A 14,224-nucleotide genomic window follows, 5' to 3' on the forward strand; every position below is an offset into this window, starting at 1 on the left:
AGGGTCAGTTGGTTAATTGAGGATCTATGCTTGGAAAGTCGTGCCAGGTCTGCTTATTGTCAAAGCTGACCTTCGCGATGAAGGTGAGCTTTTCACCGATTTGAAATCTGCGAAGCTCCGTCTTGAGTATCTGTCCTGCTTGCATTTCACCCACCGAAGTCACAGGCTGAGCATCGAGAATCGTCACGGTGTGAGCGCCTCCCGCACTCAGCAATCCCCTCATCTCGACCCTGAGGAACTGTGACGTCGCCATGTACTTCCAGCTACCCAGCCTGAGAACAGCCGCCCCGCCCTCGGGAATGTTGGCCAAGCTCAACGTCGTCGCATTAAAACTGGTGGACTGAAGGACCGGCAACCCGCCGCTCAGGCTGGAGATCGTCAGGCTGTGCGTCTGAGACACAAGCGGTGTGGGAATATTGGGACCGGTCACCTCGAAGATTATCGGTATGTTTTTTCGCAGGTTTCGGGCGACATACTCCTTGGGAATGCGGTACTCCCGCCCTCCTGTGACGATGGGTGTGTCAGCGCGATAGAATCCGAAACCACCTTCTTCACCAAACAGTACGGCGGCGGTCTCCGTATCCGAGATGATCGCGTTTTGAGGGATGGCAACAATGACGCCATTATTAACGACAGCCGCAAGGTTCGGATCGAGCCGACTGGCCTGCGGGTTGCCGGAGGCTTCTCTCACCCATGGATAGGACAGATCACGCGGTGTCGGTGCAGCCTTCACATCCAGCTCAACCCGCCCCGACAACTCACTGATGTTCCCCGCCCGGTCTTCGACACGATATCGCGCATACCCCACACGATCGCCAAAGTCGAGAAACGCCTGCCCCTCATACACGCCCTCAAGAACGTTGGGTACCGGGTGCGGAACAGTCAATTCACCGACCTTTAGCTGATCTGGCTCTCCGGTTCCGTTTTTTTCGTTCAAATACAAGGTAATGATATCGCCGACCTTGGGGCCACCCCGCTGCTCATCATAACGGGGGATACCGACCTTCACTTGATTGTTGTTCTGCTCTAGATACTGGGCCGTTACCCCACCTGTCAGGACCGCTTCAGGAAACTGCGCAAGGTCGTCGGTCTGGTTGAGCAGCGGCTTGAGGGTATCGATGGTCAGGGTAAGATCAAAAGAGTCAGCCTCGGCCAGGTTGTACAGGTGTAGAAAATAATAAAGTGAATGTACACCATGGATGAGTAAATGGACGGGAACATAAAATACCCGATCCGCGTCGGGCACCTCGGCGGTCCAGGTCTTTGTTTCCAGATCATCGTCTCCCCAATACAGCGTGACCCACTCCGGCTCATGGGGCTTGGGACAGGAATTCAACCACTTGGGAATAGTGATGGGCAAGGGCGCTACCAGGGCGCTCTTATGCAGCAGATTGGTTTCGCCTCCGTCGATATTAGGCAACGCCACGACCGTAGGCGGATCGTAAATCGGGACTTGGTTTTTGCCGAACGTACTGGAGTTTTTCGAATTTGACATCATGGACCCTCCTATCAACACATGAGTAACCACGCCTCCAAAGCCACTACTGTCCAGAGAAGCCCATTAGATTCCAAAACCAAACCGTTGAGTACTAACAGAACTGCTCAGTTGACAGACTCCAAAAAAGAGTTCATGAAAAATGAAACAAGGACCGTTACGGTCCTTGCTCGTTTGACTAACCCTCATACCGTCTCGTGAAAACAATCCACGGAGCTGACCTTTTAAACAAAGCTGATCAGAACTTGTATTCCACGCCGAAGTTTACTCCCCATGGCTGATCAATCTTTTTGCCTTGGCTGTAATCGACGTCGGCGTGCACTTGCACTTTATCCGCGACTTTCATGGCAACGCCACCTCCCAACTCCAGGCGAGAACCGGAAAGGTCATTGTTGAAGCTTGTGCTATTGACCTTGACCTGATTGTCTTTGGCGAACTCGTTGACCAGCGCTGCCTTGACGTAAGGCTGAAGCATCTGCCCATTACCCAGGTCGATATCCCGACCGGCACTTGCACCCACTTTGCCCAGCAAGGAATAACTCCGGTTGCCATCGGCAGCCATGCCATTATCCAATTGGTAACGTTTGCCCTGAACCGCCAGCGCCGAGACTTGCCCAAAAGGCTCGATGAAATAACCGTCGTCCAACTTGATATGCCGACCAAACTCCAGCGTGGTGCCCAATCCATGTGTGTTGTACCGCCCCTTGGCCTGTGCCCCGTCACTGAGACTGACCTTGGACTCATTTTGGAAGCGGTTGAACTTGAGCACGCCGTCGAAGTAGTAACCGCTCTCGGCGTCCAGCCAAGTGGCGTAAGAACCGACATAAAAGCTGTTGACCGTGCCCGAGGTCCCGTGAATCAGGTCCAGGTCGGACCGGCTATAACCACCCATCAGGCCAAACACCCACTGTCCATCCCCAACTGACGGCACGGGGGTATCCACACCAAAAGCCAATCCCTGCTGGGTCTGCCTATAGGCCATTCCGGAGTCGGCGGAAACGTCGAAGCGGTTGCCATACGCCCGCATCCAGCCGCCAGACTGCCCCTGGTTCATCCGCACTTCGCCCATGCGCGAACGCAACGTGCTCAGTTCGCCATACCAGACCGTACGCGAGGCATCGAACAGCGCCAGAACCGACGCCGTACCAGGACTGATGGTTTTGCTCGCACCATCGAGATACCAGTCATTGGCGCCATCCTTGAGCAAATCATAAGAATAAGTACCCAAGTCTACCCGGCCATTGATCAACGAGAACGCAGCATCGCCGCTGGCTGCGTGGACGACATGGATGCGCTGGTTGGCCAGCGTCGGCTCCACACCGGTACTGGCCACGTCAAGCGTATGAGTACCGGTTGCTGTCCCCGTGATATTCAGAAAATCGGCTTGCCCGTTGGAAAAATCCGCATGCATGATGAAGTTGCCGTTACCGCTGAGATTCTCCACCGACAAGGTATAGAAACTGCCAGGCTGACCAAACTGAACCTCCCCCCCTGCCATCGACAGATTCTTTAGCTGACTGTCTTCGACCATGACCCATTTGCCCGAGCTGTTGACCGCCAGGGTATCGACGTTCTCCAGGCGCCCGGTCAAGGTGGCGAAGTTGCTCAAGGCCACCTTCGCGATACTGCCCGCTTCGGCCACCACATCACCGAGCAGAACGCTGTTATCGACATTCAGCGCCGCCATGCCATCGTTCGTAACTTGCAGCATCACACCATCGCTGCCCTTGAGGGTCGAGCCATTGCTCACGTCGATCACCGCTTCGCGATCAGGGAGTCCGGCAACGCTGCTCACGACGATGGCCGCACCATTCAGGCCTTCGACATGGCTGGCATCCAGCGTTAGCTGGTTTCCCTTTACCGAAGAGATGTCATTACGCAAGACAACACCGTTCTGACCGCCCGTGATTCGGGTGTTGTTGCTGGCCTGGACCGTGCCACCGAAACTGACGATACCCGTGCCCGTGGCACCCGTTGCAGTCACCGTGGCGTTGCTCAGCGTCAGCTCACTTGCAGCACTGAGGGAGGCGCCGCGGGTGCCGCCGATGAGCGAGCTGTCCGTGACCGTGGCTTTGGCCCCCAACACATTGCCCGTCAAGGCCAGCGCTATACCGTTGCTGGTCACGGTGCTGTTGGCGGCAATGTTTGCAGCACTATCGACCAACTGCACGCCGTTACTGGATCCACCTGTGACTGTCGTGCCATTTAGATTGACCGTGCCACCGATAGCCACCTGAATATCCTGGGTGGAGGCACCATTGGCGGTCAGGGTGGAGTTACCAAACAGCTGATAATTGTCGGGACGGCCCCCAGCGCCAATGGTCAGGTCTTCGTCCGTCAATGTACGGGCCTGAGTGAATTGACAGACCATGATAAACGGGGCAACGGAGGCCAGCGCAAGACACCGCGATATAGGGTTTAATGCAAACGTGCGATTGGAAAATATCATGCTTGATTCCCTGGAGAAGGAAAGTTAATTCCAAGTGTCATATCCAGGCTAGCAACTCGCCGGGCAACACTTAATACGGCCGGCGAGTCTATAGATTAGCCCTGTGGGCATATGTAGGACTTTTCTGATTCTCTACCGACAACTCCTTCTTTGATCACGCAAAAGTAAACAGACCTAACTCCAGCGGCAAAGGGGTCGCACCTTCACCGCCGGATACGTGATGATGATCAAGGGAGTGGGCACGAGCCGTTACCTAGGAACATGGTCACCCGCGCCTCGCTCTCCTCAGAAGTAATCGTCTCTCCATCTACAACATAGGAGTAGGTGATTCGCCCTCGCCCCTCACTGCCCCCCGGACCAAATGGGTCATACGTGGGCAGAAGGTGCTTTTCGTAGGGTTTTACCAGCCAGATGAAGCCTGTCACCGGCCAGGTTGTGTCATCCAGGGTGACCGGTTCATCCTTCTCGGCCCCATCGATCGGCGTTTCTCCAGCAGTACCCGCCAGCGCGACCCAGTGCAAGGTCACCACATCCCCGATGCCCAAGTTGTAAGGCGGGCCCGATAGATCAGGCACTTGCACACGAATGGCGTAGTCGGGACCATAGAGCGAATCGCAATTCAAGAACGGGCCACTTTTATCGGGAAAGGTCGGCGCAGCGGGCTTGAAGATGACCGCGTTCACCTCGACCGGCGTGTCGTCCGAACGTTGGCGGTTGGGAGAGTTGGGAGAATTGATCCAGTACCACACCGGCACCTCGTCGCCATTGCCGCCCCTGTGGATGTAGGGCCACGGAATGACTTGCGTTTTTTCATAGCCCTCTTTATCAGTGGGCAAGACCGTATAATCGGCTTCGACGACGTGCTCGCCGTTCCAGTAAATCTTTACGATTTCGTCCGCCTGCACATTCGGGTACAACTTAAATACAAAGTTGGCATTTTTATTATTGTGCGCTCGGGTCAAAACGTTAGGCGTTGTTGAATTCTCGCCAAAGACGTCACCCAATGGGATGTCACCATTGATCGGATCAGGCCAAGGATCGGTGGGCGTGGGCCCCGGTAGCCAAAAATTGGTCACGACCGTAATCCCTGTTTCAATGTCCGAACCATAAGGCTCCGTGCCTCGCAATACGCGATAACTTACTTGAATACTAATCGGCCCGGTCGCAGCGCCGTATTCGCTTCGCAGCACGTCGGGGTCGATGCGGATGCTCTTGGTTGGGGCCAAACCCATGGTTTCCAAAGGAAGCACTGTCGTTCCCCAGGTCACCTCAATGTAATCGGTCCCCTTTCGCCCCGTATAGGTTTTGACGACTGCATCCACGCCATCCAGAGCATCTTGAAAATCGAGGAACCCCTTGAATGTCGCTTGCGGTACTTCGACTCTTTGAAGATCAGGGGGCGGCCAAGTGCCCAAGGCCACGCCCAAGCGGGTTAGGTCAGACAGCGGAGTGCGATTCTGCGCTTTGTCGCGCAGTGCATACACCGCATAGCAGCCACCATCCCCCACCCTCTGAATGACGTCGACAGGTATCCGTAATGTCAGGTCATTCGGTACAAAACCTGTGACCGTAGGCGGGGTACCGGGCAGGTTATCCGGCAACGGGAGTGTTCCGTAATACAGAAAATATTCATCGCTTGCCGCGCGGTCGTCATATTCGTCAAGGATCGCCGGAACCCCAAGAGGATTAGCCGCCAAAACAGCATCGGTGATGGGAGACGTAATGGTTAACGGTTCGGGCTCCTTATGGTTATAGGGGGGCGTGCTATCGAAAATACGAGTGGTGGGTAGTGACTTGTCGTGGGCGAAGTTGTAACTATATAAACGCGCTCTGAATGTATAAACGCCATCGATGGCAAAGTGCTTGCGCTCAAGGGTCAGTTCAAACGGAAAAGCGGTTTGCGGGTCGACCGGATAAGAAAAGCTTCTTTCAGCAACGTCTTCATAGTCTGCTTCAGCAGGCGTCGCACCCGAAGCGAACTGCAAATACATGATCGACTCATCATTCGGAAGTGCCGGCAAGTCAGAGAAACCCAAGAATTTGACTTGCAGATCCCTATCCAGATCTTCGCCATGGAGCGTACCGTCTGTGCTATCAACCACCCTGGCCAGAAGCTCAGGAGGATCCAAAGCCTTGGGCCCTGAATGCTGTTCACGTCGCTGCGCGAGGTAGTCAATACGAGCCTGCGCCGCACTGGTTTTCTTGTCCACGCTTGCCATATCCGATTCTCCTGATATTCAGACCGTCGTGATTGGAGCTACCGCCGTAAAGCTCGGCACACAATGCCCATGGACATCTCGAAGCGTTTCACATCGACCAATAGGGCCTGCGACTGATTGAACGCCCTCTTTCATATCTTGGATACTGTCAGAGTTGACAGGTCGTCCTTTTACAGAGCCCGAGCAGCGACTGCCCGCCAGAAAAGCCGGGGGTTCAAACCAAGGGACTATTCGCCAAGCCCGGGCCGCATCCCGTGCCAGCACATTTAGTTAGCCTGCTTTCTTTTATCCTCACCTCGCGCCATGATGAGGCTCTCTTACCGCCGCCCGCGAACGAGCCCCATGCCCACGTCCTCCTCTGCTCCCAGTTCCCTATCGATCACCCTGCAGATCGTCTCCATCGTTTTCTACACCTTCATCGCCTTTCTCTGCATCGGCCTGCCGATTGCCGTGCTGCCCGGGTATGTGCACGAACAGCTGGGCTTCAGCGCGGTGGTGGCCGGGTTGACCATCGGTTCACAGTACTTGGCGACCCTGCTCAGCCGTCCCATGGCCGGGCGGCTGTCGGACAGCGTCGGCACCAAGCGCGCCATCGTCTACGGGCTGTCGGGGATTGTGCTCAGCGGCGTGCTGACGCTGCTCTCGACCTTGCTGCAAAGCTATCCCCTGCCCAGCCTGTTGATTCTGATTGTTGGGCGCCTGCTGCTTGGCGTGGCCCAAGGGCTGATTGGCGTGGGCACCATCAGTTGGTGCATGGGCCAGGTGGGTGTGGAGCACACGGCCCGCTCGATCTCCTGGAACGGCATCGCCTCGTACGGGGCCATCGCTATTGGCGCGCCGTTGGGGGTGGTGATGGTCAGTGAATTGGGTTTTGCCAGCCTGGGTATTGCATTGTCGCTGCTGGCCGGGGCGGCGCTGTTGATCATTCGCAACAAGCCGTCGGTGCCGGTCATTCGTGGCGAGCGCTTGCCTTTCTGGGCGGTGTTTGGGCGCATTGCGCCGTTCGGGGCGGGCCTGAGCCTCGCGTCGATCGGCTACGGCACGCTCACCACGTTCATCACATTGTTCTATATCAGTCGCGGCTGGACCGGCGCGGCGTGGTGCCTGACGGTATTCGGCGTCTGCTTCATCCTCGCGCGGTTGCTGTTCATTTCCAGCATTGCCCGTTTCGGCGGCTTCAACTCGGCCATTGCCTGCATGAGCATCGAAACCCTCGGGCTGGTATTGCTGTGGCTGGCGCCGTCCACCGCGTTCGCCCTGGTCGGTGCTGGGCTGGCCGGTTTCGGGCTATCGTTGGTATACCCGGCGCTGGGGGTGGAGGCCATCAAGCAAGTGCCGAACACCAGTCGCGGCGCCGGCTTGAGCGCCTATGCGGTGTTCTTTGACCTGGCGCTGGCGATTGCCGGTCCGCTGATGGGGGCGGTGGCGTTGAACCTGGGCTATTCGTCGATCTTCTTCTGCGCCGCCTTGTTGTCCGTCACTGGACTGGGATTGACTCTGCTGCTGCGTCGCCGAGCTATAAACACACCTTATTGATCGGCTGTCCTCATCCCCGCCCGGGTTGGCTTGCCCAAGGCCTCGCCGAAGAAGCGACTGGCCTCGGAAATCATGGTGCGGTGGATGTCCTTGCGGTCGACACCGTCAGCGTCCGTGCAGAGCGCGGGCATCGCGGCGATCTGCTCATCGGTGCAGGGTGCGAGGAAGACAAAATGGCCTGCGCCGGCCAAGGTCTTGAAATCCGGTGCGCTGGGCAGCTTGCGGGCCAGAGCGGCAGCATTCTTGTCGAAAGCCACGATTTTGTCGCCATCGCCGCTGTACAGCAACACCGGCACATGGACATCGGCCAACGTATGACGACCGAATTTGAGGCTCAACGGTGCCATCAGCAGCAGCGCCCGGACCCTGGGGTCGGCCACGGGTTGCAGGTCATCGCGGTCGGCAATCAGTTCGCCCTGAGTGTTGCAGGCGTCACGATCGTCCGGCCGTTCCACGCAGTAGCGGCGCAGGCGATTGAGGTCCGGCGTCGCACCGGACAGGATCAGCGCGGTTTCACCACCGGCCGAATAGCCGATCACCCCGACCTGCCCGGCGCTGACGAACGGCGACAGTATCGGGTCGTTGAGCGTGGCGGTGATGGCTTCGGAAATCTGGATCGGCCGGCCGTACAGGTTGCTCAGGGTGCCAAGCCGGCTGTGATCCTGGGCATTGTCGCCGGGATGAATCACCGCCACCACGACAAACCCCTTGCGTGCCAGGGAGGTGGCCAGGTCATGCAGGGCCAACGGCGTGCCGGTGTTGCCATGGGACAACATCAATAGCGGGAAGCGGCCGATGGCGATCTGGGCGTCCGGCGCGGCATCGATCTGGTAGCCACCCAGCAGGCTGGATTGTTCCCGGTCGGTGGACGGATAGAAGGCGATGGCGTGCATCGGTTGCTGATCCAGCGGATCGAGAAAACTCAGCTCATGGAAACCGGCGCTCCAATGCGGATGTGGGCCCGGTGCGGCCTGCACTGGACCGAGACTGGCAAACAAGCAAAGCAGCAGCGCCGCACCAAAACGTATCATCGAATCATCCACCTTCACCAGCGCACGGGAAGGCCCCGTCGCTCGCACGCTTGGCCGTGCATATCCTGCGCCAGAATCCTCGGCGCCGAATGCAGTAAAACCCTGCATCCCGACCATCCAATGACGACGAGAATACAGGGTTTTACGAAGGTTGCCCGAAGCGCTTGCTGCCTTTACGCAGGTTTTACGCAGCGGCGAACTGTTCGCCGATCTGCGCCTGGGCTTCGTTCATGCCCTTATTGCGCATGTCATCGCCCTTGGCCAGCCCTTCCGCACGGACGAATTCGATGTCGGTGATGCCCAGGAAACCGAACATCACCTTCAGGTATTCCTCGTGCCCCACGCTGCTTGGCTGGCCGGCATGCAAGCCACCCGCGGTGGAAACGATCACCAGCTTCTTGCCACCGCACAGGCCTTCGAAGCCAGCTTCGGTGTAGCGGAACGTCTGGCCGGCCACGGCAATGCGGTCGATCCAAGCCTTGAGTTGGGTCGGAATGCTGAAGTTGTACATTGGCGCGGCGATGACCAGCGCATCCGCCGCCTGGAACTCTGCCATTGTCTCGGTGCTAAGGTCGGCTTCGTACTTGAGCGCAGCGTCACGCAATTCGGCGCTGGTACCGGCGGCAACCAGCGTCTGGGCGGAAAAATGGCTGATGGCGTCGGCGGCCAGGTCACGGTAAGTAACGGTGATGCCTGGCTCGGCAACTTTCCAGGCTTCAACCACTTGACGGCTCAATTGGCGGGAAGCGGAGTTGTCACCGAGGATGCTCGAATCGATGTGCAGTAGTTTCATATCAATGCTCTCCAAATGAGGACCGCAACCGGGCGATCAATTGGCGACCATCCTACATATGAGACCAATTATCGATAAGTCAGCATAAATGCGATAGTTTGTCCCATTGACAGGACAATCGAGTTCAACATGCAAGACCTCAATGACTTGTATTACTTCGCCAAAGTCGTCGAAGCCGGCGGTTTCGCGGCGGCTGGGCGCGCGCTGGGCATTCCCAAGTCGCGGTTGTCGCGGCGTATCGCCGAGCTGGAAGAACGCCTCGGCGCCCGGTTGCTCCAGCGCACCACCCGCCAATTGAAATTGACCGCGGTCGGCGAACGTTATCTGCGCCATTGCCAGGCCATGTTGCTGGAGGCCGAGATGGCCGACGAGGCAGTGGCGAGCATGTCCAGCGAACCCCGCGGCCGACTGCGGGTGTCGAGTCCGGTGGGCTTGGCCCACCAGTTCCTGCCGGCGATAATCGAAACCTTCCTGGTGAAATACCCTTTGGTGCAACTGGATATGACCCTGCTCAACCGGCGGGTGGACTTGATCGGCGAAGGCATCGATGTGGCGTTGCGCGTGCGCGATCTGGGGGACGAGGATCCCTTGCTGATGACCCGGCGCCTGCGCCAGGCGCGACTGATGATGGTTGCCAGCCCGGCCTTTGTCGCAGGACGGCGGATCGAAACCCCGGACGATCTCAAGCAACTGCCGGTGCTGGGGGCATTGGAAGCCGATCGCCAGGTGCACCTGCGCCTGGTCAGCGCCGATGGGCAGCGGGTGGAACTGAGCCTGGAAGCCCGCCTGGGCATCGACGACTTCATTGTGCGCCGGGCCTGCACCCTCGCCGGCCTGGGCTTCACCTTATTGCCGAGCATGTATTGCGAGCAGGAATTGCAGGACGGCACACTGGTGGAACTCTTGCCTGGATGGTCATCGCCCGATGGCTGGCTCCAGGCGGTCTACCCGCATCGGCGTGGCGTGCTGCCAGCGGTGCGTGCATGGATCGATCATTTGGTGGAAGCCTTCGAGGGCTGTGGAGATAGAACGATATGAGGTTGAGCGAAGAGGATGTCGCGCAGTTTTGCCTGGGCCTGCCCGGCGCCAGGGAGGACTACAAATGGGGCGGCGTGCGGGTGTTTTCCATTGCCGGGAACAAGATGTTCGCCCTGCAGGGCCTGCGAGGCGACTCGCTGGCGTTCAAGGTCGACAAGGATCTGTTCCTGGGCCATTGCGACCGACCGGGCATTCACCCCGCGCCTTACCTGGCGCGGGCCCAGTGGGTCATCATGCAAGTGCCCTACCCGCTGGGGGCCGAAGAGTTGCGTGGCCTGCTGCAACGCTCACACCAATTGGTGGTCAGCAAATTGCCCAAGCGCACCCAGGTGGGCTTGTTGCTCTAGTCATTCAGAACAGATAGCTGCCCAGGAACAACTGGTCGATCCAGAACACCTGGTGCAACAGCACGATGAACCAGAACACGACCTGAAACGACACTTTGCGAGTCTTGTGGCGAAACAGCTGCTGGGCCAGCAAGGCTCCGGGCCAACCGCCGGCCAGCTCCACCGCATGCAGCACATTCTCCGGGGTGCGCCAGGTGTCGGCGCGCGCCTTGCGCTTGTCGCTCCAGTACAGCAGGAATGCCACCACGCTGACGCCGCCATAAGCCACCATCGGCACCCACGACACCGCCCGCAGCCCCAACAGGAGCGAACCGAACAACGGCAAGGCACAGAGCAGCGCAAACAGCATCAGTTTGAGCCGCAGGTGCTGCACGGTGCCTTCAGCATTGCGCCCGGCGTGTTTGCGGCTGCGTGATTGGTTCATGGCTTGGCAGCGGTCCAGTCCACCCAGCCGAACTGCCAGGTTGCCAGGATCAACAGGCCGAAGGCGATTCGATACCAGGCGAACACGGCGTAGCTGTGGCTGGCGATGAATCGCAGCAGGCCCTTGACCGCAATCATGGCGAAAATGAACGCGGTGACGAAGCCAATGGCGAACACCGGGAAATCCGCCGGGACGAACAGTTCACGGTATTTGTAGCCCGAGTAGACCGCCGCGCCAACCATGGTCGGCATCGCCAGGAAGAACGAAAACTCGGTAGCGGTTTTACGCGACAGCCCGAACAGCAGGCCACCAATGATGGTCGCGCCGGAACGGGAGGTGCCTGGGATCATCGCAATGCATTGGGCCAGGCCGACCTTCAGGGCATCTTTCCAGGAGATCTCGTCCACCGTTGCGGCGTGCACCTGGTGCTGGCGCTTCTCGGCCCAGAGCATCACCAGGCCGCCCACCACCAACGCGGTGGCCACCGTGACCGGGTTGAACAGGTAGTGGTGGATCCAGTCGGCGAACAGCACGCCCAAGACCACGGCGGGCAGGAAGGCGATCAGCAGGTTGGCGGTAAAGCGGCGGGCGCTGGGCTGCGTCGGCAGGCCCAGCACCACGTCAAAGATCTTGCGGCGAAACTCCCAGACCACCGCCAGGATCGCGCCGAGCTGGATGATAATGTTGAACGCCATCGCACGCTCACCGCCGAACTCGAGCAGGTCAGCGACAATGATCTGGTGTCCCGTGCTGGAAATCGGCAGAAACTCCGTCAAGCCTTCTACTACGCCAAGAATCAGTGCCGAAAAGGCGGTCCACAAATCCATTCATCCCCCAAAAAAGACGCTGTTCATGCAGGTCTTATCAATATTCAAGTGTCATGCAGGTCCCCCGCAGCGGGTGCACGATAACCGCGACCTTTCAAAAAAAACCAATGAAAAATGAGAACCGGCTCAGGTTTTGCGCTGCGGGGCCGAAATCCTATCAGACGAGCCCTGATAACGCTGCCGCGTTGTGACTCAGGTCAATGACCGATAGCGGCCGGGCGCTACAGTGCCGGCCGTCGATATGACAAGAATAAAAAAACCGGAGTGACAGCGTATGAATAGCTTGCGCAGTGTGTCGATCAGCCGACGCTTGTGGCTCATCCTGGTCGTGGCCATCGTGATGTTGTTCACGCTCGGCGCCTTGATGCTTAAACAGATCCACAGCGACCTCTACCAAGCCAAGGTGCAGAAAACCCAGCATGTGGTACAGACCGCCAGCGGCGTGCTGACTTACTACCAAGGCCTGGAAGCTGCCGGGACCCTTACCCGTGACGCCGCGCAAAAGCAGGCCCTCAGCGCCGTACGTGGCCTGCGCTATAACCAGGCTGATTATTTCTGGATCAACGACCTGACGCCGGTCATGATCATGCACCCGACCAACCCGAAGCTTGAAGGCCAGAATCTCTCGGCCATCCGTGACCCGAACGGCTATGCGCTGTTCAACGAGATGGTTGCCATCGCCAAGTCCAAGGGCGCCGGCATGATCAATTACCTCTGGCCGAAACCGGGCGCCGAGGCCCCGGTGGGCAAGACCTCCTACGTCCAACTGTTCGAGCCCTGGGGCTGGATCATCGGCTCAGGCGTGTACGTGGATGACGTCCAGGCCGAGTTTCAATCGCAGGTGATCAAGGCCTCGGTGGTTGGACTGGTCATCACCCTGCTCATGGGCCTGCTGTTGACCCTGATCGTGCGCAGCATCGTCGGCCCGTTGCAGGAAACGGTCAACGCCATGGCCAACATCGCCAGCGGCGAGAGTGACCTGACCCGCACCCTCGACACCCACGGCCAGGACGAAGTCACTCAACTGGCGCGGCATTTCAACGCCTTTACCGCCAAGTTGCGGCAAGTGGTGACCCAACTGCAAGCTTCGGCCAGTGCGCTGGGGCAATCCTCCAGTGAATTGGGCAACGACGCGGCGCAGGCCCAGGAACGCAGCCAGCAGCAGTCGCAACAAATGGAGCTGGTGGCGACCGCGATCAATGAAGTGACCTATGGCGTGCAGGACGTGGCCAAGAACGCCGAGCACGCGGCCAACGAGATGCGCGACGCCGAATCCCAGGCCCAGCAAGGCCAGGTCAACATCGATGGCAGCTTGCAGCAGATCGACCGCCTGTCCCAGACCATCGACCAGGCGGTGGAAGTGATCCGCACCCTGGCGAGTGAAAGCACCCAGATTGGCAGCGTGCTGGAGGTAATTCGCTCCATTGCCGAGCAGACCAACCTGCTGGCCCTCAACGCCGCAATCGAAGCCGCCCGCGCCGGCGAACAGGGCCGGGGCTTCGCGGTGGTCGCCGATGAAGTGCGGTTGCTGGCCCAGCGTACTCAGAAGTCCACTGCAGAGATCCAGGCGATGATCGAGCGCCTGCAAACCCATTCCGAAGCCGCCGTGAAAGTCATCGGCGACAGCAGCCGTGCTTCGCAACTGACCATCGAACAGGCCGGCCTGGCCGGTGCCAGCCTCAACGCCATCGGCCAGGCCCTGCGCAATCTCAACAACCTGAACGCCTCCATCGCCAGCGCCACGTTGCAACAAGCCCATGTGGTGGAAGACATCAACCAGAACGTCACCCAGGCCGCCGGCCTGTCCCACAGCACCGCCATGGCCGCCGAACAATCCAGCCAGGCAAGCACCCGCCTCAAGGCATTGAGTGAACAGTTGAACGGGTTGCTCACGCAGTTCCGGGTCTAAAGATCGGTAGCCCCCCTGTGGGAGCGGGCTTTGGATTAGATCGTTCCCACGCTCCGCGTGGGAATGCATCCCGTGACGCTCTGCGTCACCTCCAGAAGCGGAACGTGGAGCGTCCCTGGCGGCATTTCCACGCAGGAGCGTGGGAACGAACGTAAT

At 58.7% G+C, this 14,224-nt stretch carries 11 protein-coding genes; 4 read left to right on the forward strand and 7 right to left on the reverse strand.

The annotated features are described in order from the left end of the window. Positions 1 to 4 precede the first annotated feature (4 nt). The 3 genes from BM300_RS08085 to BM300_RS08095 form a co-directional block, all read right to left on the reverse strand. Positions 5 to 1,495 carry a hypothetical protein gene (locus BM300_RS08085; RefSeq protein WP_139197727.1) on the reverse strand — a complete coding sequence of 497 codons (1,491 nt, stop codon included), beginning with the start codon at positions 1,493 to 1,495 and terminating at the stop codon, positions 5 to 7. Between the two features lie 238 nt (positions 1,496 to 1,733). Next, entirely contained in the window at positions 1,734 to 3,944 is a 2,211-nt protein-coding gene (locus BM300_RS08090; RefSeq protein WP_256572292.1) for an autotransporter outer membrane beta-barrel domain-containing protein, read from the reverse strand. A 227-nt stretch (positions 3,945 to 4,171) separates the two neighbouring features. Next, positions 4,172 to 6,163 carry a hypothetical protein gene (locus BM300_RS08095; RefSeq protein WP_092348627.1) on the reverse strand — a complete coding sequence of 664 codons (1,992 nt, stop codon included), beginning with the start codon at positions 6,161 to 6,163 and terminating at the stop codon, positions 4,172 to 4,174. A gap of 342 nt (positions 6,164 to 6,505) precedes the next feature. Here BM300_RS08095 and BM300_RS08100 point away from each other — a divergent pair, with 342 nt between their 5' ends. Continuing rightward, positions 6,506 to 7,699, forward strand: coding sequence for an MFS transporter (locus BM300_RS08100; protein ID WP_170862033.1), 1,194 nt, complete (start codon positions 6,506 to 6,508; stop codon positions 7,697 to 7,699). Here the strand turns inward: BM300_RS08100 and BM300_RS08105 are convergent. Next, complete coding sequence (locus BM300_RS08105; RefSeq protein ID WP_092348633.1) at positions 7,693 to 8,730, reverse strand: alpha/beta hydrolase family protein; 1,038 nt, start codon at positions 8,728 to 8,730, stop codon at positions 7,693 to 7,695. The genes BM300_RS08100 and BM300_RS08105 overlap by 7 nt on opposite strands. Positions 8,731 to 8,914: 184 nt before the next feature. Then, positions 8,915 to 9,523: an FMN-dependent NADH-azoreductase gene (locus BM300_RS08110; protein WP_092142838.1), complete on the reverse strand. Its 609-nt coding sequence runs from the start codon at positions 9,521 to 9,523 to the stop codon at positions 8,915 to 8,917. Positions 9,524 to 9,652: 129 nt separating this feature from the next. On the opposite strand from BM300_RS08110, the gene BM300_RS08115 reads away from it, so the two are divergent. Together BM300_RS08115 and BM300_RS08120 are read left to right on the forward strand one after the other, a co-directional pair. Continuing rightward, positions 9,653 to 10,561, forward strand: a complete 909-nt coding sequence (locus tag BM300_RS08115; RefSeq protein ID WP_072348841.1) for a LysR substrate-binding domain-containing protein — start codon at positions 9,653 to 9,655, stop codon at positions 10,559 to 10,561. Beyond that, complete coding sequence (locus tag BM300_RS08120) at positions 10,558 to 10,908, forward strand: MmcQ/YjbR family DNA-binding protein (RefSeq protein WP_013693486.1); 351 nt, start codon at positions 10,558 to 10,560, stop codon at positions 10,906 to 10,908. The genes BM300_RS08115 and BM300_RS08120 overlap by 4 nt, the downstream gene beginning before the upstream one ends. A gap of 4 nt (positions 10,909 to 10,912) precedes the next feature. Here BM300_RS08120 and BM300_RS08125 read toward each other — a convergent pair whose 3' ends face one another. Beyond that, positions 10,913 to 11,332: a DUF1294 domain-containing protein gene (locus BM300_RS08125; protein WP_092348636.1), complete on the reverse strand. Its 420-nt coding sequence runs from the start codon at positions 11,330 to 11,332 to the stop codon at positions 10,913 to 10,915. After that, positions 11,329 to 12,159 (reverse strand): undecaprenyl-diphosphate phosphatase, encoded by an 831-nt coding sequence (locus BM300_RS08130; protein ID WP_063320894.1) that lies wholly within the window; start codon positions 12,157 to 12,159, stop codon positions 11,329 to 11,331. The genes BM300_RS08125 and BM300_RS08130 overlap by 4 nt, the downstream gene beginning before the upstream one ends. Positions 12,160 to 12,433: 274 nt before the next feature. Here BM300_RS08130 and BM300_RS08135 point away from each other — a divergent pair, with 274 nt between their 5' ends. Beyond that, positions 12,434 to 14,068 (forward strand): methyl-accepting chemotaxis protein, encoded by a 1,635-nt coding sequence (locus BM300_RS08135; protein WP_092142829.1) that lies wholly within the window; start codon positions 12,434 to 12,436, stop codon positions 14,066 to 14,068. The last annotated feature ends 156 nt before the right edge of the window (positions 14,069 to 14,224 follow it).

Source organism: Pseudomonas sp. NFACC46-3, from assembly GCF_900114515.1.
GTDB classification, from domain to species: domain Bacteria; phylum Pseudomonadota; class Gammaproteobacteria; order Pseudomonadales; family Pseudomonadaceae; genus Aquipseudomonas; species Aquipseudomonas fluorescens_Q.